21 protein-coding genes are annotated in these 23,725 nt (G+C 36.4%); 18 read left to right on the forward strand and 3 right to left on the reverse strand.

Annotated elements, in window-relative coordinates; translation table 11 throughout:
* Positions 1-23: 23 nt before the first annotated feature.
* Positions 24-1,412 carry an exopolysaccharide biosynthesis polyprenyl glycosylphosphotransferase gene (locus ACIGAM_RS08015; RefSeq protein WP_396510938.1) on the forward strand — a complete coding sequence of 463 codons (1,389 nt, stop codon included), beginning with the start codon at positions 24-26 and terminating at the stop codon, positions 1,410-1,412.
* 2 nt (positions 1,413-1,414) lie between these two features.
* Here ACIGAM_RS08015 and lnt read toward each other — a convergent pair whose 3' ends face one another.
* Complete coding sequence (gene lnt / locus ACIGAM_RS08020) at positions 1,415-3,019, reverse strand: apolipoprotein N-acyltransferase (RefSeq protein WP_396510939.1); 1,605 nt, start codon at positions 3,017-3,019, stop codon at positions 1,415-1,417.
* Between the two features lie 124 nt (positions 3,020-3,143).
* Here lnt and ACIGAM_RS08025 point away from each other — a divergent pair, with 124 nt between their 5' ends.
* Positions 3,144-4,049 (forward strand): TIGR01777 family oxidoreductase, encoded by a 906-nt coding sequence (locus ACIGAM_RS08025; RefSeq protein WP_396510940.1) that lies wholly within the window; start codon positions 3,144-3,146, stop codon positions 4,047-4,049.
* Positions 4,050-4,093: 44 nt separating this feature from the next.
* On the opposite strand, the gene ACIGAM_RS08030 is transcribed toward ACIGAM_RS08025, so the two are convergent.
* Positions 4,094-4,759 carry a YceI family protein gene (locus tag ACIGAM_RS08030; RefSeq protein WP_396510941.1) on the reverse strand — a complete coding sequence of 222 codons (666 nt, stop codon included), beginning with the start codon at positions 4,757-4,759 and terminating at the stop codon, positions 4,094-4,096.
* 157 nt (positions 4,760-4,916) lie between these two features.
* On the opposite strand from ACIGAM_RS08030, the gene ACIGAM_RS08035 reads away from it, so the two are divergent.
* The 11 genes from ACIGAM_RS08035 to ACIGAM_RS08085 all read left to right on the forward strand — a co-directional run bounded on the left by ACIGAM_RS08035 (position 4,917) and on the right by ACIGAM_RS08085 (position 16,988).
* Positions 4,917-5,471, forward strand: coding sequence for a nucleotide exchange factor GrpE (locus tag ACIGAM_RS08035; RefSeq protein ID WP_396510942.1), 555 nt, complete (start codon positions 4,917-4,919; stop codon positions 5,469-5,471).
* A 54-nt stretch (positions 5,472-5,525) separates the two neighbouring features.
* On the forward strand, positions 5,526-6,647 hold the full coding sequence (dnaJ, locus tag ACIGAM_RS08040) for a molecular chaperone DnaJ (RefSeq protein WP_396510943.1): 1,122 nt from the start codon (positions 5,526-5,528) through the stop codon (positions 6,645-6,647).
* A 296-nt stretch (positions 6,648-6,943) separates the two neighbouring features.
* Positions 6,944-7,900 carry an ABC transporter ATP-binding protein gene (locus tag ACIGAM_RS08045; RefSeq protein ID WP_396510944.1) on the forward strand — a complete coding sequence of 319 codons (957 nt, stop codon included), beginning with the start codon at positions 6,944-6,946 and terminating at the stop codon, positions 7,898-7,900.
* The gene (locus tag ACIGAM_RS08050) at positions 7,900-9,189 is read left to right on the forward strand and encodes an ABC transporter permease (protein ID WP_396510945.1); all 1,290 of its coding nucleotides are present in this window, start codon (positions 7,900-7,902) and stop codon (positions 9,187-9,189) included. Before ACIGAM_RS08045 ends, ACIGAM_RS08050 begins: the two co-directional genes overlap by 1 nt.
* Position 9,190: 1 nt before the next feature.
* Positions 9,191-10,129, forward strand: coding sequence for a mechanosensitive ion channel family protein (locus ACIGAM_RS08055; protein WP_396510946.1), 939 nt, complete (start codon positions 9,191-9,193; stop codon positions 10,127-10,129).
* Positions 10,122-11,012 (forward strand): hypothetical protein, encoded by an 891-nt coding sequence (locus ACIGAM_RS08060; RefSeq protein ID WP_396510947.1) that lies wholly within the window; start codon positions 10,122-10,124, stop codon positions 11,010-11,012. Before ACIGAM_RS08055 ends, ACIGAM_RS08060 begins: the two co-directional genes overlap by 8 nt.
* A gap of 2 nt (positions 11,013-11,014) precedes the next feature.
* Positions 11,015-12,178, forward strand: coding sequence for a sigma-54-dependent transcriptional regulator (locus tag ACIGAM_RS08065; protein WP_396510948.1), 1,164 nt, complete (start codon positions 11,015-11,017; stop codon positions 12,176-12,178).
* A 6-nt stretch (positions 12,179-12,184) separates the two neighbouring features.
* Positions 12,185-13,054 (forward strand): PPK2 family polyphosphate kinase, encoded by an 870-nt coding sequence (locus tag ACIGAM_RS08070; protein ID WP_396510949.1) that lies wholly within the window; start codon positions 12,185-12,187, stop codon positions 13,052-13,054.
* Positions 13,055-13,171: 117 nt separating this feature from the next.
* Positions 13,172-14,563 (forward strand): M28 family peptidase, encoded by a 1,392-nt coding sequence (locus tag ACIGAM_RS08075; RefSeq protein ID WP_396510950.1) that lies wholly within the window; start codon positions 13,172-13,174, stop codon positions 14,561-14,563.
* A 51-nt stretch (positions 14,564-14,614) separates the two neighbouring features.
* Entirely contained in the window at positions 14,615-15,211 is a 597-nt protein-coding gene (locus ACIGAM_RS08080) for a hypothetical protein (RefSeq protein WP_396510951.1), read from the forward strand.
* 241 nt (positions 15,212-15,452) lie between these two features.
* Positions 15,453-16,988: a GH3 auxin-responsive promoter family protein gene (locus tag ACIGAM_RS08085; RefSeq protein WP_396510952.1), complete on the forward strand. Its 1,536-nt coding sequence runs from the start codon at positions 15,453-15,455 to the stop codon at positions 16,986-16,988.
* Positions 16,989-17,064: 76 nt separating this feature from the next.
* Here the strand turns inward: ACIGAM_RS08085 and ACIGAM_RS08090 are convergent, their stop codons facing one another.
* The gene (locus tag ACIGAM_RS08090) at positions 17,065-17,622 is read right to left on the reverse strand and encodes a hypothetical protein (RefSeq protein ID WP_396510953.1); all 558 of its coding nucleotides are present in this window, start codon (positions 17,620-17,622) and stop codon (positions 17,065-17,067) included.
* Between the two features lie 207 nt (positions 17,623-17,829).
* Between ACIGAM_RS08090 and ACIGAM_RS08095 the strand changes: the two genes are divergently transcribed.
* From ACIGAM_RS08095 to yidC, 5 genes are all read left to right on the forward strand, one after another.
* A complete protein-coding gene (locus ACIGAM_RS08095; protein WP_396511027.1) occupies positions 17,830-19,149 on the forward strand; it encodes an MATE family efflux transporter in 1,320 nt (439 codons plus the stop codon).
* Positions 19,142-19,708 carry a pentapeptide repeat-containing protein gene (locus ACIGAM_RS08100; RefSeq protein WP_396510954.1) on the forward strand — a complete coding sequence of 189 codons (567 nt, stop codon included), beginning with the start codon at positions 19,142-19,144 and terminating at the stop codon, positions 19,706-19,708. The genes ACIGAM_RS08095 and ACIGAM_RS08100 overlap by 8 nt, the downstream gene beginning before the upstream one ends.
* 2 nt (positions 19,709-19,710) lie before the next feature.
* Complete coding sequence (locus ACIGAM_RS08105; RefSeq protein ID WP_035899985.1) at positions 19,711-19,959, forward strand: DUF3820 family protein; 249 nt, start codon at positions 19,711-19,713, stop codon at positions 19,957-19,959.
* Between the two features lie 100 nt (positions 19,960-20,059).
* Positions 20,060-21,700, forward strand: a complete 1,641-nt coding sequence (locus ACIGAM_RS08110) for a CTP synthase (RefSeq protein WP_396510955.1) — start codon at positions 20,060-20,062, stop codon at positions 21,698-21,700.
* Between the two features lie 106 nt (positions 21,701-21,806).
* Positions 21,807-23,672: a membrane protein insertase YidC gene (gene yidC / locus ACIGAM_RS08115; protein WP_396510956.1), complete on the forward strand. Its 1,866-nt coding sequence runs from the start codon at positions 21,807-21,809 to the stop codon at positions 23,670-23,672.
* Positions 23,673-23,725 lie beyond the last annotated feature (53 nt).

Below are 23,725 nucleotides of genomic sequence, written 5' to 3' on the forward strand. Positions count from 1 at the left end.
GAGTAAATTAAATGCCTCTTAAAATGCCCTGGATCCCTAAAATCCATTTTGAAATATCAGAGCGTAAAATACTTTTACGAATTTTCGATCTTTTATTTATTTTTCTGATGTTGGCACTCCTGGGCGGAGTATTTCAATTTGATTATTTTAAAATTAATTCAGAACGTTGGGAGTGGGCTTTAGTACTTGCAATTTATTACTCAATTTTTGCAGTAATTTTTGAAATGTACGACTTGCAGAAAGCGGCCTCTTTTCAATCTACCCTTCAGAATGTTGTACTTACCGTTTCAGTAACCGTTCTGTTCTTTATACTTACACCATTTTTTACTCCGGTTTTACCAGAAAACAGACTCCAGATTGTTTACTTCTATTTTGCAATAGTTATTGGGCTGTTGATCTGGAGGTACGCCTACATCAGTTTTGTGTCAGCTCCGCGGTTTAATAAACGTATTCTAATAGTGGGAAATAGTTTTGATATAAATCTTATAGCGGATAATCTTCACGTAGCAGATCCTAATTATCGCGTTATAGGTTATGTAAATACAGATGCAATTAAGCAGGAAGCTCTTGATAGAAGATTAAAGGCTATTGAAGTCAATGATTTACTAAAGTCTATTGTAAGGTATTCAGTTTCAGAAATTGTTGTTGCGAGTCCGTCAAAAGGAGTAGGCGTAGATCTTTATAATCAATTAATGATTTTGTTAGGTCAGGGTTTTCCCATACGAGAATATACACAGGTATATGAGGAAATTACACACCGGGTTCCGGTACAACACGTTGAACGTGATTTTTATAAATACTTCCCATTTAGCCGAAGTAATAAGAACAGATTTTACCTGGCTATAAGCCGATTTTTTAATGTCATTTTTGCAGCGGTTGTGCTTGTAGCCTCATTAGTTCTTTTGCCATTAGTATTACTTGGAAACTTTATAGGCAATAGAGGAGCACTTCTATATACTCAAGAACGTGTAGGGTTAAATGGAAAACTATTTACCATTATTAAATTGCGCACTATGGTTAAAAATGCCGAGTCTAACGGTGCCCAATGGGCGCAGAAAGAAGACTCGCGCATTACACCTTTTGGTAAGATATTGAGAAATTTACGTATTGATGAAATACCGCAATGTATAAATATTTTGAGGGGCGATATGAGCCTAATAGGCCCAAGACCAGAACGACCGGTTTTTGTAAAAGAGCTTTCAGAGAAAATTGCTTTCTATGATATCAGGCACGTTGTAAAACCCGGTTTAACAGGATGGGCACAAGTTTGCGGGCGCTATGTAAATTCAGTAGATGATTCATTAGAAAAGCTACAATATGATTTGTTTTACATTAAGCATCGCAATTTGTTTTTAGACTTAAATATTCTTCTTAAAACAATAAGTACTGTAGTTTATTACAGAGGGCAATAATGCTATTCCCGTTTACGTCTGAAAAAGGAAACTATAAAAATGGCCACTGCTGGTATAAAAGCCATTTTAGCCAGATAATCTCCGTATTTAGTATAAAAGGTGATTTCATCATTTTTGTTGATGACACCTTTTAAAGATCCTCCCAGTCCGTAGCCTAACTCTTTTTCGATCTCGCCCTTCTGATTTATAATAGCAGATATTCCCGTATTTGCGCTTCTGGCGATACTTCTTCGGTTTTCAATCGCTCTTAATCTTGCGTAATTGAGATGTTGCTTGTGACCCTGAGTATCTCCCCACCAGGCATCGTTTGTGATAATAGCTAAGAATTGAGATCCTGCATTTACATAATCTGTAACAAAACCTCCATAAACAGATTCATAGCAAATAACAGGTCCTACCTTAGTGCCATCTAATCCGGTAAAAGCAACTCTGTTTTCCTGTATGGTTTTCATAGAAACTGTGCCGCCCAGATCAATCATCACGTCACCAAGAAGAGGCTTTAAAATGCTTTGATACGGAAAGTTTTCTACTCCTACGACCAATTTACTTTTGTGATAAATTTGCGATTTTTCTGAACTATTAAGCAAGAAAGCCGAATTGAAAAAATCTGCCCATAAGGGATTTCCTAGGCGATCGTTACCCACATAATTACTCGTAGGCAGCAAGTCACTTTCTTTTGTATACAATCTATAAAACTGAATACCAGCTAGGTAATTTAAATTGGGGTATTTCTGTAGAAAATCTTGTGCTTTTGCCTTTTCGGAACTGTATTCAAAATTACGGAGGTCAACGCCGGCACCTTCTGCGAGAACGGTTTCAGGAGCGATTAAGAATGCTGTTTCTTGAGTAAGCGCCTGTGCAGATTCTTCAAAAAGCAAATCGGCTATGCGCTCATTTGTCGTGTTATATTTTTCGGTATACGGGTCAATATTAGGCTGCAATAAAACCACTTCTACAGGATTTTCTACTTCAGTATAAGAATTATAAATAAACTGACTCAGAGTAATAGGCACTATGATAATTGCAAATGCCAGTACCAGTCTACCATATAAGAATTTTCTGTTTCTAGTTTCGGTATACTGTAAAAGAGCTTTATAAAGGAGCGCGTTTGTTATTAAAATCCACAACGTACCGCCAAAGGTCCCCGTATACTCATACCATTGAATCCAACCTGTGTGGGTTGCAAAAGCATTACCTAGATTTAACCACGGCCAGGAGAAATCCCAGTTGAGGTGTAAAAACTCAAATAGCATCCAGGTAGCTATTAAAAAAGCTAGGCTGAGGTTTACGGTAAATCGTTTTAAAATACGTGCATATAGCAACCAGACAAATGTCATTAACAGGGAATTTGCTAAAACAGCAAACCACATCCCAAACCCTGTAGAGTTGTAAAGCCACCAGGTTGTTATAATATTGAAAATAAAAAAACAGAGGTACGCAATACTAAAAATTTTTAAGTTGGGGCGCTTTTTGTTGTTAATGATATAGTTATGCGTAGCCCATAATAGCGGGACAAAACCAAAGAATAACAATACCGGAAAGCCGTAGGTAGGCCAGGCAATTGCTAAAATTAATCCTGAGGTGAGCGCTAATAAAATATTTTTCATAATGTGATTAAAAATAGTGCTGCAAGTTAAGATTTCGTTCTTTTTAAAAATCAATCTTGTTAAAGGTGTTTTAAAAGTAATTAGAACGTTCTGCAATCTCAGTAAATTACCTCAAAATTTTACTATGAGTATTTTAATAACAGGTGCAACCGGTCTTGTGGGTCAAGCCTTGACAGAAAAACTACAGAGTCAGGGTGAGTGTATTCACTATTTGACCACAAGTGCTAATAAAATAGAACAGAACGATAATTATAAAGGCTTCTTATGGAACCCTAATAAATCTGAGATTGATACAAGATGTTTTGAAGGGGTTACGAGTATTATTCACCTTGCCGGAGCAAGTATAGCAGAACGATGGACAGATGAATACAAAACTAAAATTATAGAAAGTAGAATAAAAACTGCACAGCTACTTGTTGACACGCTAAATACTACTGAAAATAAGGTAGAACATTTTGTATCTGCAAGTGCTATAGGCGCATACCCTTCTTCAAAAACCATTAATTACTCAGAAAGTTTTGATGCTTATAATCCTAGTTTCTTAGGAGAAGTTGTAGAAGTCTGGGAAGCTGCTGCAGATAAGTTTAAAGAATTAGAAATTAAAGTTTCTAAGGTACGTATAGGTGTGGTGCTGGCTAAAGATGGCGGAGCATTAGACAAATTACTTCAGCCTATTAAAATGTACGTAGGAGCTCCGCTTGGTGATGGAGAACAGTGGCAATCCTGGATTCATATTGATGACCTTGCGGCGATCTTTAGCTTTGTGGTGTTAAATAAATTAGAAGGTATTTATAATGCAGTAGCTCCTTTTCCGGTTACAAATAAGGCGATGACTAAAGAGGCAGCATCTATTCTTAAGAAGCCCTTATTTTTACCTAATGTTCCTGCTTTTATGCTCAAATTACTATTAGGAGAAATGGCTGCTATAGTTTTAGAAAGTCAGAAAGTAAGTTCAAAAAAGATTGAGCAGAAAGGTTTTGAATTTAAGTTTAAACAGCTTGATGCTGCATTACTCAATTTATTAAAATAAAAAACCCGGCATATGCCGGGTTTTAAAATAGTATTTAAACAGGATTACATTTGTTGATTAGCAACAATTGTGAATTCTAATTGAATATCATCATTAATAAATTTATCACCTAAGTTGTCAAATACAGACTTCGAACCATAATTCACACCCCACTCGGTACGATCTATTGTAAAAGGCTCAGATTTCAACGTCATTGTATTTCCGGCTACTTCATACATAACAGGAAATTCAATATTTTTCTTAGATTCTTTGATTGTTAAGTTTCCAGACATAATCTTCTTACCGTCTTTTTCGGTAACGCCAGTTATTTCAAATGCAGCAGTAGGGTATTTTTTTACATTAAAAAAGTCACCTTCTTTACCTTCAACAGTTCCTTTTAAGTGGTTTTCTAGGCTTACCTTTTGATCACCTTCTAAATCTGTAACAACTATAGAAGTCATATTTATTAAAAAACTTCCACTAATAACATCTCCTTCTAAGCGTACCACTCCAGATTCTGCAGCAACAGTTCCTGTATGAGTTCCGGTAGGTTTTTTACCTTCCCATTTAATAGTAGATGCATCTTTATCTAGCATATATTTTGATGCTTCTTGAGAAGCTTCAGCAGCCATTTCTGCCTCAGCAGCATCAGTTTCATTCTTTGCTTCATTCTTGCAAGATATGAAAGCTGTAAAGAGCACAGCCATAGTAAAAAGCGTGTAAAATTTCATCTTCATAGTATTTACCTTTAAGTGTTAAATTAAGCATTCAAATTTATAAGATTGTACGAAATAAGCTCTTAAATAAAAGATAAATTATACCTGTGACATTTTGACATTTTAATAATATTGGCAGCAATTTTGCCTTTGCAAGAGAAATTAAGACAAAATGAGTTCAGAAAATAGAGAAGATATTATAAATGATCAGGAAGATCTAAACGTAGAAACTAATTTAGAAGAAACCGAAGTTTCTGAAAATGAGTTAACTGCGGAAGATCAGATAACTAATTTACAAGTTGAATTAGATAAAGAAAAAGATAAGTTTCTTAGACTTTTTGCTGAGTTTGAAAATTACAAGCGACGTACTAGTAAAGAACGTGTTGAAATGTTTAAGACAGCAGGGCAAGAAGTTTTGCAGGCTATGCTTCCAGTACTTGACGATTTTGACAGAGCAGAAATCGAAATTAAGAAGGCAAAAGAAAAGAATCTTCAAAAAGGAGTAGAGCTTATTTCTAACAAGCTTAGAGAAACTCTAAAATCTAAAGGGCTCAAAGAGATGGAGGTTTCTGCAGGAGATGTTTTTGATGCAGATATTCACGAAGCGATTACTCAAATTCCTGCACCTAAAGACAGTCTTAAAGGTAAGATTGTAGATGTTATAGAAAAGGGTTATGAGTTAGGAGATAAGATTATTCGTTTTCCAAAAGTGGTTACAGGCAAGTAGTCTGTAGTTGCTAAAAGCGAAAAATAGAATTTAAATTTTGAAGAGAAGATTGGGATGAAAGAAGATTATTACGACATATTAGGATTGAGCAAAGGCGCAACCGCAGCTGAAATTAAAAAGGCATACCGTAAAAAAGCGATACAGTATCACCCAGATAAGAACCCTGGTGATAGTGAAGCTGAAGATATGTTTAAGAAAGCGGCAGAAGCGTATGAGATTCTAAGTGATGAGAATAAACGCGCACGTTACGATCAATATGGTCATCAAGCCTTTGAAGGTGGTGGTGGCTTTAATGGAGGTAACATGAATATGGATGATATCTTCAGTCAATTTGGTGATATTTTTGGCAGTGCCTTTGGCGGTGGTGGTGGCTTTGGCGGCGGCTTCGGTGGTGGAGGTCAGCGTAGAACTAAAGGGAGTAATTTACGTATACGTGTAAAACTTACTTTAGAAGAAATCGCTAACGGCGCAGAGAAAAAAATTAAAGTAAAACGTAAAAAGCAGGCTAGTGGTACAACATATAAAACCTGTACTACATGTAATGGTATGGGGCAGGTTACTCGTGTAACTAACACTATTTTAGGTAGAATGCAAACAGCCTCGCCTTGTACGACTTGTGGAGGTAGTGGTCAAATAATAGATTCTAAACCGGCAGATGCAGATTCTCAAGGTATGCTTACCGATGAGGAAACAGTATCTATAAAAATACCGGCAGGAGTTGTTGACGGTATGCAACTTAAAGTAACAGGTAAGGGTAATGAGGCACCCGGTAATAATGGTATTTCTGGTGATTTACTTGTAGTTATTGAAGAGGCTGCACACGATACCTTAAGCAGAGAAGGAGATAATTTACATTATGATTTATATGTAAGTATTCCTGAAGCTGTTTTAGGAACCAGCAAAGAAATTGATACAGTTACCGGTAAGGTGCGTATTAAAATTGAAGAAGGAGCTCAAAGTGGTAAAATTTTACGCTTACGCGGAAAAGGTATCCCTTCAATTAACGGATATGGTAAAGGAGATTTACTAGTACACGTTAATGTGTGGACTCCTAAGAACTTAAGTAAAGAACAAAAAGAATTTTTTGAAAATATGCTTGATGATGAGCACTTCTCTCCTCAGCCACAACAAGAGGATAAGTCATTTTTTGAGAAGGTAAAAGACATGTTTTCTTAGATATTAAGAGCTTATTAAGAAAAATGTGTATATTTGAATATCACTAATCACTAGTTAGTGATATTTTTCTTTTTCATAGCAATTTTTTTCCCATCCTTGATGCAAATTAAGGGTGGGTTTTTGTTTTAAGTATATTTCAGAGATTTTAGGCATTTGATTAGATCCATTTGAGATACTTATGTATACTAATTAGGTTTCATAATGCTATGTTATTTAGGCGATAGCTTACTAAATAAATCATAAGAAGTCTACAGGCTCTAATCATTTCAATATCTTTAAACTTTATTTCTGTTTCTATGACAAACCTGCTGGTCGCTGATAATATATACAAGAAATACGGCAATTATACCGCGCTTAACGATCTTTCTATTTCAATTCCCAAGGGGAGTATTTTTGGATTATTAGGTCCTAACGGAGCCGGTAAGACTACACTAATACGTATTATTAATCAAATTACGATGCCAGATTCTGGCACAGTGCTACTTGATGGAGAACCTCTAGATCCTAAACATATTGCTAATATTGGCTATATGCCAGAAGAGCGTGGCCTTTATAAGTCAATGAAAGTTGGAGAACAGGTTATTTATCTAGCACGTCTTAAAGGTTTAAGTAAGGCTGAAGCAAAAGCGCGTAGTGAATACTGGTTTGAAAGACTGGGAATGATGACCTGGTGGAACAAAAAAATACAAGAGTTATCTAAAGGTCAGGCACAAAAAGTTCAGTTTATAGTCACGGTTTTACACCAGCCAAAATTGCTGATTTTTGATGAGCCTTTTAGCGGTTTTGACCCTATAAATGCTACACTCATAAAGGACGAAATTTTAAAGCTTAGAGAGGACGGCGCGACTATTTTATTTTCTACACACCGTATGGAATCTGTTGAGCAGATGTGTGATCATATCGCTCTTATTAACAATAGCAATAAAATTCTAGACGGAAAATTATCTGACATCAAACGCAATTACCGCACTAATACATATGAGATAGGTTTAGAAACGCGAGATGATACGTTAAGCAGTTTACAAAATCTAGAAAAAATACTACTACCTGAGATGGCAGAGCACTGGGAGGTGTCACCTGCCTTTTTTAAGACTATAAATGAAAATGATCTGAAAATGATCGTGAAAATACCACAAGATTTAAAATCAAGAGATTTGCTTTTTTATCTTTCAGACAAAGCAACTATTAATCATTTTGTAGAGGTAATACCTACGGTAAATGACATTTTTATTCAAACAATAAATGCAGATTAATGGGAGCACTAAGTTTAATAATAAGACGCGAATATAAAGCCAGAGTTACAAACAAGTCATTTATTATAATGACGTTTTTGAGTCCGTTAATCGCTGTGGGTATGATTTTTCTCATAACCTATCTTACTCAGGTAAATGAGGCTGGTAAACGCACCATTATTGTAGTTGATGAGAGTGGTTTATTTTATAAAGAATTTGAAAGTACAGCGAGTATAGATTATGTTGATTTATCTCCCGCAGGACTTGCTCTTGCAAAAGATCAGGTAGAAGATAATAACTATTTTGGGTTACTTTATATTCCCGGTAATATTAAAAAAAACACCTCTGGTGTACGCTTTTATGGTAATGAAGCTCCTGGCTTTGCTACCTTAGAAAGCATTGAAAGTCAGATATCGTCAAAACTTACTAATGAGAAATTATTAGATCGCGGGGTAGACCTTGATATGATAGATGAGTCTAAAACTTCTATATCAGTGAGTATTGAGGATTTTGAAGGAGCGCGCACCTCAAAAATATCTAACTGGATTAAAGCAGGTTTTGGAGGTGGTGCAGGTTATTTGCTAATGATGTTTATAATCATTTACGGTAATATGGTAATGCGTTCTGTTATTGAGGAAAAAACCAATCGTATTATTGAAGTTATTATCTCTTCAGTAAAACCATTTAAATTAATGATGGGTAAGATTATAGGCACAACCCTTGCCGGAATTACCCAATTTATGATTTGGTTATTAATAGGTGGTGGTTTGCTCATTTGCTTAACCTTATATCTGGGATTAGATCCTACTGCCACTAAAACTCCTGTAGGCAATATGGCGGCTACAGACCTTGATAAAATAGAGTTGATATTACTAGATATATTACGATTACCCCTACTTAAACTGGCCGGCTTTTTCTTAGTTTATTTTATAGGAGGTTATTTTTTATACAGTTCTATATATGCTGCAATAGGAGCCGCTGTAGATAGCGAGACAGATACACAGCAATTTATGTTGCCTATTATAATGCCGCTTATGCTCGCGATTTATGTAGGATTTTTTGCGGTAATTGATAATCCTGATGGCTCAGTGGCAACAACATTTTCTATGATACCACTTACATCACCTATAGTTATGTTGATGCGTATACCCTTTGGTGTGCCGTGGTGGCAGTTAGCGCTTTCAGTGAGTATATTAATAGGTAGTTTTTTGTTCACGGTTTGGTTTGGTTCAAAAATATATAGAGTAGGTATTCTTATGTACGGTAAAAAACCTACGTATAAAGAAATTTTAAAATGGATTAAATACTAAAATGATTCAGGAGAACGTAAAAGAAACGGTTAAGGACGGTGCCGAAAAAGTTAAAGATGTTATTCAGGAAGATGTCTGGGGAACAATTTTAGATTTTTTGTCATTAGGCTTTCATTTTAAAAGTGGAGGAAAAACCATAGACCTTACCGTAGGTCATTTACTTCTTGTTGTTTTAGCATTTGTAGTTGCTACGGTGGTACTTAGACTCATTAGGAGTTTAATTACCCGTAAGATGGACTTGGAGAATGAACTTAAGTTTAAAAGTATTTTTAAGTTTATTAGATACCTGGTTTATCTAACTGTAATTCTCATTACCCTTAGCGCATCGGGGATAGATGTAACCGTATTACTTACCGCATCTGCGGCCCTATTTGTGGGTTTGGGACTGGCGCTTCAGGACTTATTTACAGACATAATAGGTGGTATTTTTATTATGCTTGACAAGTCACTTTCTGTAGGTGATGTAGTCGAGATAGAAGGTAAAGTAGCGCGTGTTTTTGAGATAAAACTACGTACTACCCGTGCATTAACTAGAGACGATAAAGTGATTATCATACCCAATCACAAGTTTATAAGTGATATTGTTTTCAACTTTACACAAAATCATAGAACGACGCGTGAGGCTGTAAAAGTGGGCGTTGCTTATGGTAGCGATACAGAACTTGTGAAAAAACTACTTTTAGCTTGCGTTATAGATCAAAACGGAGTGCTTAAAAGCCCAAAGCCTTTTGTATTGTTTGAAGATTTTGCTGACTCATCTTTGGCTTTTGGGGTTTACTTTTTTATAACTGATAGCTTTTCAGACCCAAGAATTAAAAGTGAAATCCGTTTTCGTATAGATAAAGAATTTAGAAAGAACAATATTACAATACCATTTCCGCAGCGCGATATTCATTTTTACAAATCCTCAGAAAATACTAAAACCCCTCAGAATGATTAAAAAACTTATACTAAGTTTTATTGCATTAGTTGCTTTAACTAATGTACAAGCACAAAGTACAGATATTGCACGTGTAGAATATATGTATGTGCCATTTAGCAATTCTCAAAATAATGTAGGGCGTTTTCGCGCATTGTTGCAAGTTCCTATCCCTTTAGATAAGGAGCTAAATAAGATATTAGTTGCCGGTTTTGAGTACCGAAATACTAATGTTGACATCAACGATCCTGTTCCTGCAGGTTTTAACCTCCAGGAAGTGGGAACTCTTCAACAAATTGATGGATATTTAGGATATACGTGGAAATTTAATGACAATTGGCGCTTTGGTGTAAAAGCTGGAGCACGCATTAGTTCAAATCTTCAAGATGGTTTAGTAGGTGATGACTGGATTTATACAGCTTCGGTCTATGTGATTAATGATATGAAAGATGCATCTAACACAAAGCCATACAGATGGATTTTTGGTCTTGATTATTCAACCACTCCCGGGCGTAATTACCCGTTACCGCTCGTTAATTATTACAGAGAGTTTCACCCCAACTGGACTTATACTTTGGGAGTGCCAAAAACAAATGTGCGTCATTACTTAAATGACGATCATAAAGATGCCTTGCAGGCCTTTGTAACCTTAGATAACTTTTTTGCAAACATCCAGAACAATATGGTGATAGATGGTCGTACTGCAGAAAATATATCAATGACTATTGTGATGGGAGGTTTAGGTTATGAGCATTTTTTTACAAAGCATTTGTTATATTACGCATATGCAACCCATTCTTTTAGCAATGATTTTAGATTGCGTAATAATGAGCGAGACGATATATATACTATAAATAGTGAAAATACATTCTACTTTAGATCTGGAGTAAAATTTAAATTTTAAAGATGGCAAAGATTTTAATTATTGAAGATGAGGCTGCAATACGAAGAGTTCTCAATAAAATTTTATCTGAAGAAAGTAAAGACTACCAGGTTGAAGAAGCCGAAGATGGTCTTGCCGGAATGGAGAAAATAAAAGATAACGATTATGACCTGGTCTTATGTGACATAAAAATGCCAAAAATGGATGGGGTTGAAGTTCTAGAGGCAACAAAAAAAATCAAGCCAGAAATACCAATGGTAATGATTTCGGGTCATGGCGATTTAGACACGGCGGTTAATACGATGCGTTTGGGAGCTTTTGATTACATTTCAAAACCACCAGATTTAAATAGATTACTCAATACGGTACGCAATGCTTTAGACCGAAAAAACCTGGTTGTCGAAAATACAATGCTGAAGAAAAAAGTAAGCAAGCAGTATGAGATGATAGGTGAGAGTGATGCCATTTCAAAGATTAAAGAAATTATTGAAAAAGTAGCACCTACCGAAGCACGAGTACTTATTACTGGTCCTAATGGTACAGGTAAAGAACTTGTAGCACACTGGCTTCACGAAAAAAGTGAACGCGCAAAAGGCCCAATGATCGAGGTTAACTGCGCTGCAATACCTGCAGAATTAATAGAAAGTGAGCTTTTTGGTCATGTAAAAGGAGCTTTTACATCTGCTAATAAAGACCGTGCAGGAAAGTTTGAAGCGGCTAATGGCGGTACTATTTTTCTTGACGAAATAGGGGATATGAGTCTTTCTGCTCAAGCAAAAGTTTTGCGCGCTCTACAGGAAAGCAAAGTTTCTCGGGTAGGTAGCGACAAAGATATAAAGGTTAATGTGCGTGTACTTGCAGCGACTAATAAAAACCTTCAACAAGAGATTGCAGAAGGCAGATTTAGAGAAGATTTATACCATAGACTCGCTGTGATATTGATTCCTGTTCCTGCACTTAATGAGCGTCGTGATGATATCCCATTATTAATAAATCATTTTACAAATAAAGTTGCCGCAGAGCAAGGCACCGCTTTAAAACTATTTACGCCTAAAGCGATAGAAAAATTACAAGAATACGACTGGACGGGTAATATACGCGAGCTGCGCAATGTAGTAGAGCGTCTTATAATTCTAGGCGGTAGCGAAGTTTCTGAAGAAGATGTAAAACTTTTTGCCAGCAAATAAACACTTATGAAAGCAGCAGATTATCAAATTACAGCACCTGTAAAACTTAAAGATAGAAAGACTTACGAGGACTTTGGTAAAAAAAGTGAACTAGAAGACGATCTTGACGAAGTGAGTAAAGCGATTGCTGAAATTCAAAATGCAATGTATGCTCACGGTAAATATGCGGTGCTTATTTGTATTCAGGGGATGGATACTGCCGGTAAAGACAGCCTTATACGGGAGGTATTTAAAAATTTTAATGCGCGTGGTCTTGTAGTGCACAGTTTTAAAGTACCCACAGAATTAGAGCTCAATCACGATTATTTATGGAGACATTATATTGCTTTACCTGCCCGGGGTAAATTTGGAATCTTTAATAGAACGCATTACGAGAATGTACTGGTAACGCGTGTGCACCCTGAATATATTTTAGGCGAAAAGCTGCCGGGTATACACGAAGTTTCAGATATTGATGAGGCATTCTGGGAAAAACGTTTTGAGCAGATTAATAATTTTGAAAAACACATCGCAGAAAACGGAACGATTATTTTTAAGTTCTTCTTACATCTTTCTAAAGAAGAGCAAAAGAGTAGATTATTACGCCGTCTTGACAAACCTAATAAAAACTGGAAATTTTCTGCAGGAGATTTAAAAGAGCGCAAATTGTGGGATACCTATCAAGAGTACTATGAAGATGCTTTGAATAAAACCTCAAAATTTCACGCTCCCTGGTATGTTGTTCCTGCCGATGACAAACCCACTGCTCGATTAATTTTAGCCAAAATAATTTTAGAGAAGCTTTCTGAATACAAAGATATTAAGGAGCCAGAATTAGATGCTAAAACGGCGGCAAATATAGATGAGTATAGAAAACAATTGAAGTCTGAAGATTAGATTTTAAGGTTTAAAATGATAGTTAAATCGCTTCTTTTGAAGCGATTTTTTTATTTAAAAAGAGATTATGACACTAGAGTGTCTTATTTTTAAAACTCAACTCAAACACATTTTATTTTGAAAAGATTTTTCCTTTTAGCAACCCTGTTTGTAAGTGGTTTTTCTGTTTCCGCGCAAGCGACAAAAGATTCTACTCAATTACGTGATTTTTACGATTTAGCATTATTAAGTGGTAATAGTTATGAGTGGTTAGATGCATTGTCTAATGAGGTAGGACCACGATTAAGCGGGAGTAAAGGAGCAGAAAAAGCTGTAGAATGGGCAAAGGCAGAACTCGACAAACTAGGTCTTGATAAGGTTTGGTTACAGCCGGTAATGGTTCCTAAATGGGAACGCGGAGCACCAGAAAAAGCTCACATCGAAGGATTTGATGGTAAAATAGAAGTTCCTGTTTGTGCATTAGGAGGTTCTGTTGCTACACCAGATATTGGGATTACAGCAGGGGTAGTAGAAGTACAGGGATTAGAAGATTTAGCAAATTATGGGGAGGCAAAACTTAAAGGTAAAATAGTTTTTTATAATCGCCCCATGCAGGCAGATTTAATACAGACGTTTTCTGCATATGGTGGTTGTGTAGATCAGCGATATTCTGGCGCACAGGAGGCTGCAAAATATGGTGCAGTAGGGGTGATTGTGCGTTCTATGAATTTAAGAATGGACGATTATCCGCATACGGGTGCGATGTCTTATGGCGATTTGCCCAACGATAAAAGATTACCTGCAGCGGCTATAAGTACTAATGGTGCAGCTCTTTTAAGTAAGATGCTTAAAAAGAATAACAATACTCAGTTTTATTTGAAAATGAATTCAAAAAACTTTGAAGATGTGCCTTCTTTTAATGTGATAGGAGAACTTACCGGTAGTGAGAAACCTAATGAATATATGGTTATAGGCGGGCATTTAGATTCTTGGGATTTAGGGGACGGTAGTCACGACGATGGTGCCGGCGTAGTACAAAGTATGGAAGTTTTACGTTTAATGAAAGCTGCTAATTACACCCCAAAGCACAGCATTCGTGTCGTTCTTTTTATGAATGAAGAAAATGGCCTTCGTGGCGGAAATGAATATGCCGCAGTGGCAAATAAAAAAGGAGAAAATCACGTGTTTGCTTTAGAAAGTGATTCTGGTGGGTTTACGCCCAGAGGATTTTCTTTTGATGCAGATGCTGCAAATTTTGCTCAGGTTGAAAGTTGGATTCCATTATTTAAGCCGTATTTAATTCATTATTTTGAGCTGGGTGGTAGCGGTGCAGATATTGGACCTCTGAAAAAGGATGGTATAGTTTTAGCCGGTTTACGACCAGATTCACAACGCTATTTTGACTATCACCACGCAAGCAATGATACTTTTGATGCAGTTAATAAACGAGAATTAGAGTTAGGAGCGGCTACTATGACCAGTCTTGTCTATTTATTTGATACTTATGGAGTGATTCCTGTTAAACAATAAATTGGTACATTTTTAATACTATACGTTCTATTTTATGACTTATCTATAAAGATGAAAAACTTAATGTTTCCTATAGACTTTGTATTTAAGATAAGTACGCTGTCAAATGATTTTATTGCTACAGATTCTAATGGTAAAGTCTTAGCCTATGCGCGCCAGAAGATGTTTAAACTTAAAGAAGATATTCAGATTTATGGAGATACTTCTAAGAATCAATTGAACTATCAAATTAAGGCAGACCGGTGGCTCGATTTTTCTGCGGCTTATGCATTTTACAATGCAGATGGTAATGCCTTTGGCAAAATAGTTAGAAAAGGATGGCGCTCAATATGGAAAGCAAAATATCAAATTGTAGATCAAAATAATAAACCAGAATATACAATTGAAGAGGAAAACGGCTGGGTTAAAGTAGCAGATTCAATATTTGGAGAGATCCCAGTTGCCGGTATGTTAACCGGCTATCTTTTTAATCCATCCTATATAGTTACCAATAAATCTGGTCAAAATATAGCTCGTTTAAAAAAGCAGGCTTCGTTCTTTGGGCGTAAGTTTCAAATCACAAAACTAGGTGAGTTAGATGAGGGCGATAGCGAGCGCATTATGCTAGGGCTTATGATGTTAATCTTACTAGAACGCAGAAGGGGATAAATGGTAAATGCAATTAGTATATTTATTCTATATAAATGAGAAAATTTAGTCTGCGTGAGGGATAGCAGCAAAAAGCCCACAGGTAAGCGATAGCGAGCCGCGGACTTGGAGCGTATGGCCCGACCCAAAGGGTCACGCCCAACACTATTTATAACAAAATATTCCTGTTAAACTTCTTATAACTAGAGACCTCGTTTTTACGAGGTCTCTTAATTTTGAGTACATCCAAAACAAACTAACCATGGCAATTTTAGGAGCACTCATAAAAGGTATAATCGACATTTCAGATAAGATAATCTCAGAATCAAATCCTATTGAGGAGCAGGAGATAGTACTAAAAGAGTTGTTAGAAAAAGCTAAGAATACACAGTTTGGTCAGTTTTATGGTTTTGAATCTATTTTAGAGTCAGAAAACCCGCTTCTAAGCTTTTCTGAGCAAATTCCTTTTTTTGATTACAATAGTCTCAACGATGAGTGGTGGTCAAAATTACACGAGGGTGAAGTAGATGTCACCTGGCCGGGTACACCAGATTATTTTGCATTAAGCAGCGGTACCACCGGGAAAAGCAGTAAGCGTATTCCTGTAACAGATGATATGGTAGAAGCTATACGCAATGCAGGAATAAAGCAGGTAGGGGCTTTGGCTCATTTTGATTTAGAATCAGATTTTTTTGAGAAAGATATTATGATGCTGGGTAGCTCTACTGATCTGGCTAAAAAAGACGGTCACGAAGAAGGTGAAATTAGCGGAATAAGCGCAAGCCGAATTCCATTTTGGTTTAAAGGCTATTATAAGCCAGGCGAAGATATTGCGAAGATTGAAGACTGGGATGAGCGCGTACAGCATATAGCAGAAAAAGCAGAAGAGTGGGATATAGGTGCTTTAAGTGGTATCCCAAGCTGGATTGAATTAATGTTAGAAAAAGTGATTGAGCATCACAATCTCAATAATATTCACGAGATATGGCCCAATCTTCAGGTATATACTTCTGGTGGCGTAGCCTTTCAGCCTTATGAAAAGAGTTTTAATGCGCTATTGGGAAAGCCAATTACCGTTATTGATACCTACTTAGCTTCGGAAGGTTTTATAGCATTTCAAGCCAGACCGGAGACTGATGCGATGAAACTGGTCACAAACAATGGGATATACTTTGAGTTTGTGCCTATGAATCCTGATTACATCAACGAAGATGGCTCAATTGTGCAGGATGCTCCTGTTGTAGGACTGGCAGATGTAGAAGAGGGAAAAGATTATATTTTGATTATTTCTACCGTATCAGGAACCTGGAGATATCTAATAGGGGATACGATTGAATTTACAGATAAGGCACGTGCTGAGATAAAAATTACAGGTCGTACAAAGTTCTTTTTAAATACCGTAGGCTCGCAACTCTCAGTCAATAAAATGGAAGCTGCAGTACAAGAGTTAGAAGAGGCTTTTGATATTAAAATCCCAGAATTTACGATTGCTGCAAAGCGTAATCCTGATGATAATGAGTTTTATCATTACTGGTATTTAGGTACCGAAACCACTGTTTCTAACGAGGAGCTTGCAGAAAAGCTTGACGCAAGCTTACAAGAAGCAAATAAAAACTATGGTGTTGCCAGAAGTAAAGCCTTAAAAGGTGTTTTTGTAAATACCGTTAAACCCGAAGTTTTTTACGAGTGGAGTGGTGCTAATAAGAAGAAAGGCGGGCAGGTTAAAATGGAAAAGGTAATGAATGAAGAAAAGTTTGCCGAATGGGAAGCTTTTGTAAAAGAACACGCTGCTAACTAAATATAGGTTTTAAAAAATTAAGTAATAGAAATAGTAGGGATTAAGTGTTTAGTTAAGATAGCTCTTCACTTAATCTCTAATCTTCATTAATAAGTTGCATTATTTCTTCAGGAGATAAGTAATGTCTTTTTATTCTTGCCTTATACGCTTCAGAAATATGCGCGTGATTTAAAATAAAATCTTTGGTTTTCAAAATGTATTCACCCATACCGTGGGCCACGGCAAAGGTGTCTGCAGCACGTTCTGCTTCTTTGATAAATTTAGGAAAGTATAAATATTTGATACCAAACCAGATTAAGCCTAAACTGCTACGCTCTCTATAATCCATCACGTGACCAAGTTCGTGACCTATCCATCCTATTAAAACTTCAGAAGGAATGTCTGTAATTTGAAAAGATTCCTGTTCGATTTTTACTTTTCTACTAATAAAAATCACATAATCTCTTTTTTTACTAGGTCTTAAAAGGGATTTAAAAACAGGCTGTGCCTGCATAGTAGATTTTTTAATATCATCTTTAAATTTAAAAGCAATTACGGTTTTAGTCAATTGCGGATAAAAATTAAGTGCAATTTTGACCTCCTTTTCAATACTCTTAGGTATTTCTTTAGTGTGGTAATCAGATTCATTTTGCATAGTTTAACAAAGTTAAGGATACCCGCCACTAAGGGCTGTTAAGGCTTCTGTAAATTAATGTGCTTATCTGGCTTAAAAAAGGGATGATTAGAGAATACGGCTATATTAATCTTTAAGCTTACTTTTGCATTCCTTTAAAAAACCGCTGTTTTGTTAGCTGATTATACAAAAGAATTTCGTCAAAATTTAAAGATTGCTTACCCGGTGATGCTGGGGCAACTGGGTCATATTCTTGTTGCTTTGGCAGATAATATAATGGTAGGGAGATTAGGTGCAGCTCAGCTGGCCGCGGTATCTTTAGGTAACAGTCTTATTTTTATCGCCCTTTCTTTAGGTATAGGTTTTTCTTTTGCGATAACGCCATTAGTCGCAGAGACAGATGGTACTGGTGATACAGAACTGGGAAGAAATTATTTTCACCACGGTATTGTGATGTGTGCTCTTAATGGTATTCTGTTATTTATTTTGTTGCTTTTTGCAAAACCTATTCTATACTATCTAGACCAGCCGGTTGAGGTTGTCAAACTTGCAATCCCGTATATGGAGATTGTTGCGTTCTCACTGATACCTTTAATGGTTTTTCAGGCATTTAAGCAATTTGCAGATGGGCTGTCAAACACACGCTATGCTATGTATGCGACTATCGTGGCAAATGTGGTTAACGTGTTTTTTAATTTTATACTAATTTATGGCTTCTGGATTTTTCCCAGACTAGAGCTTGTAGGTGCTGCATACGGCACGTTGATTTCCCGCTTTTTTATGTTGTGGATGCTGTATTATATATTAAGTAAGAAAAAGAAATTTAAGCCGTATTTTATTTGGACCAGACGTAAGGCTTTTAAATTACCCATATTTAAAAAGTTGTTTGATCTGGGTTTCCCTACTGCAATGCAGATGCTTTTTGAAGTCTCACTATTTACCTCGTGTATATTTCTATCTGGGATTCTAGGTACAAATGCGCAGGCAGCAAACCAAATAGCCCTCAACCTGGCTGCGATGACTTTTATGATTGCTGTAGGCTTGGGTGTAACGGCCACCATACGCGTGGGAAATCAAAAAGGGAAAGGTGATTACGTTAACATGAGACGCATAGCCATTTCATTATTTCTACAGGTTTTTCTAATTGAAGCGGTGTTTGCTATTGGTTTTATTTTACTAAAAGATATACTTCCTGAATTTTATATAGATAATCTTGAAGTAATTATTCTTGCATCTCAACTGCTTATAGTTGCAGCATTATTTCAGCTAAGTGACGGTCTGCAGGTAGTGATTTTAGGAGCTTTACGCGGCTTGCAAGATGTAAATATCCCAACAGCGATCTGTTTTGTAGCCTACTGGTTAATAGGATTTCCGGTGGCCTGGTATTTTGGAAAGGCAGATATGATGGGAAGTCAGGGTATTTGGTACGGCTTACTCGCAGGATTGAGTGCTTCAGCGATCTTGTTGTACATTCGGTTTAATTATTTAAGCCGAAAACTAATACGTAATGCATCTGTAGTATCTGATCAAAAACTAACGCATGAATGATCTATTAACCGATAAAACCTTTGATGGTCATAACTTTGTCGAAAATCTTCTGGTAGCTGATTTTGAAGACTGTGTTTTTAAAAGTTGTTTTTTGGCGAAAGCTAAATTATCAAACCTCAGTTTTACGAATTGTATTTTTGAAAATTGCGATTTAAGTGGCGCAAACTTGCATAAAGCTGCATTTCAGGATTGCGAGTTTATTGGTTGTAAAATGCTGGGTATGGGTTTTGATGCTTCTGCTGCATTTTTATTTCAGATTACCTGTGACGACTGTATTTTAAATTTCAGTAATTTTTATAAAGTAGATTTGACGAGTTCGCAATTTATACGATGTCAGCTAAAAGAAGCAGATTTTACAGAAGCTAATCTATCTGGTATTTCTTTAACTGAATGCGATCTTGCAGGCACCTCCTTTGAACAGACAAACCTGCAAAAAACTGATTTTTCTTCCGCATTAAATTATACACTAACTCCAGAGCACAATAAAGTAACCGGTGCTATATTTAGTAAAGAAGGCTTGCCGGGTTTGCTAAATTCTTATAAAATAAAAATTGTATAATTTTGGATCCTGAAAAACTTATAGAACTTGCTCATTATAAAATGCCTTTTGGAAAATATCAGGATCGCTATCTGGTAGAGCTTCCTGAACCTTATTTTACATGGTTTAGACAAAAAGGTTTTCCTGAAGGTAAATTAGGGATGATGATGGAGCAAATGTATGAGATAAAAGTGAACGGATTAGAAGAGCTTATCTATAAAATTAAACGTCAATATCCTGCACCTAAGCCAAAAGCGAAGCCAAAAAAATAATAGCCAAATGGGTTAAAAGTGTTCGCCATTAAATACCTACCTTTGCATCCCGTAGATGTGCTCATAGTGTTAAAGTGAGCATTAAATAATCAAGATATAGATGGCAGATACTAAGTACATCTTCGTCACGGGCGGGGTTTCTTCTTCATTAGGTAAAGGTATAATAGCGGCTTCATTGGCAAAGTTGCTTCAAGCACGTGGTTACCGCGTTACAATTCAAAAATTAGATCCATATATAAATGTTGATCCGGGTACGTTAAACCCTTATGAACACGGGGAATGTTACGTGACCGATGATGGTGCAGAAACAGATTTAGATCTGGGTCACTACGAGCGTTTTTTAAATGTAAATACTTCGCAAGCAAATAACGTTACTACCGGGCGTATTTACCAAAGTGTAATCGAAAAGGAAAGACGTGGTGAATTTTTAGGTAAAACTGTACAGGTTGTACCTCATATTACAAACGAAATAAAGGAACGTATTAAAACCCTTGGCAATACCGGGGATTATGATATCATTCTTACAGAAATAGGTGGTACTGTAGGTGATATAGAATCATTACCCTACATCGAGGCTGTACGTCAATTAAAATGGGAGTTGGGCGACGAGAATGCCTTGGTTATACACCTAACACTTGTACCGTATCTCTCTGCAGCGGGTGAATTAAAAACAAAACCTACGCAGCATTCTGTTAAGACATTAATGGAAAGTGGTATTAAGGCAGACATTTTAGTTTGCAGAACTGAACACGAATTGAGCGATGATTTGCGTGAGAAGCTGGCTCTATTTTGTAATGTACGTAAAGAAGCAGTAATACAATCTATAGATGCATCTACCATTTATGATGTGCCTAATATGATGCTTGAAGAAGGTTTAGATACAATAACCTTGTCAAAATTAAGACTATCTCAAGCAAACGAACCGGTTTTAACACGCTGGAATGAGTTTTTGCGCAGACATAAAAACCCTAAGGCTGAAGTTAGAATAGGTCTTATAGGTAAATACGTAGAGCTTCAGGATTCTTATAAATCTATTTTAGAAGCGTTTATTCATGCAGGAGCAGAAAATGAAGTACGTGTAAAGGTAGAGCCCATACATTCAGAATTTATTTCTCAGGATGTTATAGATGATAAGATCTCAAAACTTGACGGGTTGTTAGTCGCTCCGGGTTTTGGTGAACGCGGTATAGAAGGAAAAATCAAAGCAGTGCAATATGCCCGTGAACATAAAATTCCGTTTTTAGGAATCTGTTTAGGCATGCAAATGGCAGTGATTGAATTCTCTCGTAATGTTGCCGGTCTTAAAGATGCAAATTCTACCGAAATGCAGGCAACTACAACAACACCTGTAATTAGCTTAATGGAAGATCAAAAAGATCTTAAACATATGGGTGGCACTATGAGACTGGGAGCCTGGGATTGCGAGCTTGTACCAGACAGTATAGTTTCTGAAGTCTATGGAAAAAATCTAATTACAGAACGTCACCGCCACCGTTATGAATTTAATGATGAGTACAGAGCTCAGTTAGAAAAAGCAGGTTTAAAAGTTACAGGTACAAATCCTAAAACGGGTCTTGTAGAGATTATAGAAATTGAAGATCATCCCTGGTTTGTAGGAGTACAATATCATCCTGAATATAAAAGTACGGTAGCTAACCCACACCCACTATTTGTCGCTTATGTACAGGCGGCTGTAAAATACAGTAAGTCAAAAAGTACAGACAATGTGTCACATAACTAATCTGTGGGATTGTTATTGCCTTTAAGCCGTCTGTAGATTTCGCTAGCGCGATTTTACGTACGCAAGTTGATTAAAAATTAGTAATACGGCACGTTGCCGCACAATTATGGAAGAAAAGAAATTTGACAAACAGTCAATGATAGGGTTCCTTTTAATAGGAGCTATTTTACTATTTATGCTCTGGCAAAACCAGCCTACACCAGAAGAGCGGGCAGCAGAGAAAGCAAAACAAGAACAAATTGATGCAGAGAAAAAAGCCGTAACTCCTGCCGCTACTCAAAATACAGATTTAGCGCAAGCAGCTCCTCAAAATGACTCTTTGTCTATGGAGCGTTACAAGGCAACGTTAGGAAACTTTGCGTACTCTGCAAGTCTGCCTTCTGCGACAGATAATGTTACCGAATTTGAAAATGATGTTTTAGCTCTTAAAATAAGTAATAAAGGTGGTTTTATAACTGAAGCGCGTTTAAAGCAATTTAAAAGCTACGATTCATTGCCTGTTTATTTAATTAAGGACGGAAACAGTCGTTTTAATTTAAATTTCGCTACTACAGATAACAGAACTTTAAATAGTGAGAACATGTATTTTGAACCTTCTTTATCTAAAGAAGGAGAAAATCAGGTTCTTTCTATGAAACTTAAAGTTGCTGCAAATGAATATTTAGAATACCGTTATACATTGAAGCCAGATGATTATATGATGGGCTTCGGTATTAAGACTGTAGGTCTTCAAAGTGTAATTAATACTTCACAGCCCATTAATTTAGATTGGGAACTTAAAGGATATCGTCACGCTAAAAGTATAAGTTATGAGAATAGATATACACGTTTAACCTATGAGTATGAAGAAGGTGATCACGACAAACTAGGTCAAAGCGGTGAAGATGATGCTATAGAGACAGATGTTGACTGGTTAAACTTTAGACAACATTTCTTTAGTTCTATCTTATTAACAGACCAGCCATTTGAGCAGGTTACGTTCAAATCACAGGATCTTGTAGAAGATGAAGAGGTTGATACGATTTACACTAAAAAGTATGCTGCAGAAATGCTATTAACTCCCGTAAATGGTGAGCTTAATTATGCAATGAATTTTTATTACGGCCCTACAGATTATCAAGTTTTAAATAATTACGACCGTGATATTGATGAAGCAATGCCACTAGGTTGGGGTATTTTTGGGGTGATCAACAAGTACTTGATTATTCCATTTTTTAACTTCTTAATTGCTTATTTCCCTGCAGGAATAGCTATTATTTTATTAACGATTTCTATTAAATTATTGTTATCTCCTGTACAGTACAAGCAATATCTCTCACAGGCTAAGATGAAAGTTTTACGTCCTGAGATCAACGAGATTAATGAGAAGTATGCTGATAATGCTATGAAAAAGCAACAGGAAACTATGAAAATTTATAGCAAGGCAGGTGCCAGCCCATTAAGTGGTTGTATTCCTGGATTGTTGCAAATTCCTGTATTCTATGCATTGTTCACGTTTTTCCCTTCGGCATTTGCATTAAGACACGAAAGCTTCTTATGGGCAGACGATTTATCTAGCTATGATAAAATTGCAGACTTACCGTTTTCAATTCCGTTTTATGGTGATCACGTAAGTTTATTTCCCATTCTTGCCTCTATTGCTATCTTTATATATATGACGATGACTACGGGTCAAAGTATGCAGCAAGCGCAGCAACCGGGAATGCCCAATATGAAATTCCTAATGTATCTTTCTCCTATTATGATGTTGTTTTTCTTCAACAACTACGCTAGTGGATTGAGTTTGTACTACTTTATCTCAAACTTGATTACGATAGGAATTATGCTAGTAATCAAAAATTTTATCTTAGATGAAAACAAGATTCACGCAAAAATCGCTACAGCAAAGGCAAAACCTAAAAAGCAAAACCGTTTCACTAAGAAATTTTCTGAAATGATGGAGCAGGCTGAAGCACAACAGAAAAAGAAATAATAGTTATACCGCATAAAAGTAAAAACCCTTCAAGTAAAACTTGAAGGGTTTTT

The organism is Leeuwenhoekiella sp. NPDC079379, from assembly GCF_044542075.1.
GTDB lineage: Bacteria > Bacteroidota > Bacteroidia > Flavobacteriales > Flavobacteriaceae > Leeuwenhoekiella.

What these genes read in the sequence shown, in the direction of transcription:
- ACIGAM_RS08045 (WP_396510944.1), top strand. Translation starts at nt 6,944, where the DNA reads ATGACAAACCTGCTGGTCGCTGATAATATATACAAGAAATACGGCAAT.
- ACIGAM_RS08055 (WP_396510946.1), top strand. Translation starts at nt 9,191, where the DNA reads ATGATTCAGGAGAACGTAAAAGAAACGGTTAAGGACGGTGCCGAAAAA.
- ACIGAM_RS08070 (WP_396510949.1), top strand. Translation starts at nt 12,185, where the DNA reads ATGAAAGCAGCAGATTATCAAATTACAGCACCTGTAAAACTTAAAGAT.
- ACIGAM_RS08015 (WP_396510938.1), top strand. Translation starts at nt 24, where the DNA reads ATGCCCTGGATCCCTAAAATCCATTTTGAAATATCAGAGCGTAAAATA.
- ACIGAM_RS08060 (WP_396510947.1), top strand. Translation starts at nt 10,122, where the DNA reads ATGATTAAAAAACTTATACTAAGTTTTATTGCATTAGTTGCTTTAACT.
- ACIGAM_RS08080 (WP_396510951.1), top strand. Translation starts at nt 14,615, where the DNA reads ATGAAAAACTTAATGTTTCCTATAGACTTTGTATTTAAGATAAGTACG.
- ACIGAM_RS08050 (WP_396510945.1), top strand. Translation starts at nt 7,900, where the DNA reads ATGGGAGCACTAAGTTTAATAATAAGACGCGAATATAAAGCCAGAGTT.
- dnaJ (WP_396510943.1), top strand. Translation starts at nt 5,526, where the DNA reads ATGAAAGAAGATTATTACGACATATTAGGATTGAGCAAAGGCGCAACC.
- yidC (WP_396510956.1), top strand. Translation starts at nt 21,807, where the DNA reads ATGGAAGAAAAGAAATTTGACAAACAGTCAATGATAGGGTTCCTTTTA.
- ACIGAM_RS08110 (WP_396510955.1), top strand. Translation starts at nt 20,060, where the DNA reads ATGGCAGATACTAAGTACATCTTCGTCACGGGCGGGGTTTCTTCTTCA.
- ACIGAM_RS08100 (WP_396510954.1), top strand. Translation starts at nt 19,142, where the DNA reads ATGAATGATCTATTAACCGATAAAACCTTTGATGGTCATAACTTTGTC.
- ACIGAM_RS08085 (WP_396510952.1), top strand. Translation starts at nt 15,453, where the DNA reads ATGGCAATTTTAGGAGCACTCATAAAAGGTATAATCGACATTTCAGAT.
- lnt (WP_396510939.1), bottom strand. Translation starts at nt 3,019, where the DNA reads ATGAAAAATATTTTATTAGCGCTCACCTCAGGATTAATTTTAGCAATT.
- ACIGAM_RS08025 (WP_396510940.1), top strand. Translation starts at nt 3,144, where the DNA reads ATGAGTATTTTAATAACAGGTGCAACCGGTCTTGTGGGTCAAGCCTTG.
- ACIGAM_RS08065 (WP_396510948.1), top strand. Translation starts at nt 11,015, where the DNA reads ATGGCAAAGATTTTAATTATTGAAGATGAGGCTGCAATACGAAGAGTT.
- ACIGAM_RS08095 (WP_396511027.1), top strand. Translation starts at nt 17,830, where the DNA reads ATGCTGGGGCAACTGGGTCATATTCTTGTTGCTTTGGCAGATAATATA.
- ACIGAM_RS08030 (WP_396510941.1), bottom strand. Translation starts at nt 4,759, where the DNA reads ATGAAATTTTACACGCTTTTTACTATGGCTGTGCTCTTTACAGCTTTC.
- ACIGAM_RS08090 (WP_396510953.1), bottom strand. Translation starts at nt 17,622, where the DNA reads ATGCAAAATGAATCTGATTACCACACTAAAGAAATACCTAAGAGTATT.
- ACIGAM_RS08035 (WP_396510942.1), top strand. Translation starts at nt 4,917, where the DNA reads ATGAGTTCAGAAAATAGAGAAGATATTATAAATGATCAGGAAGATCTA.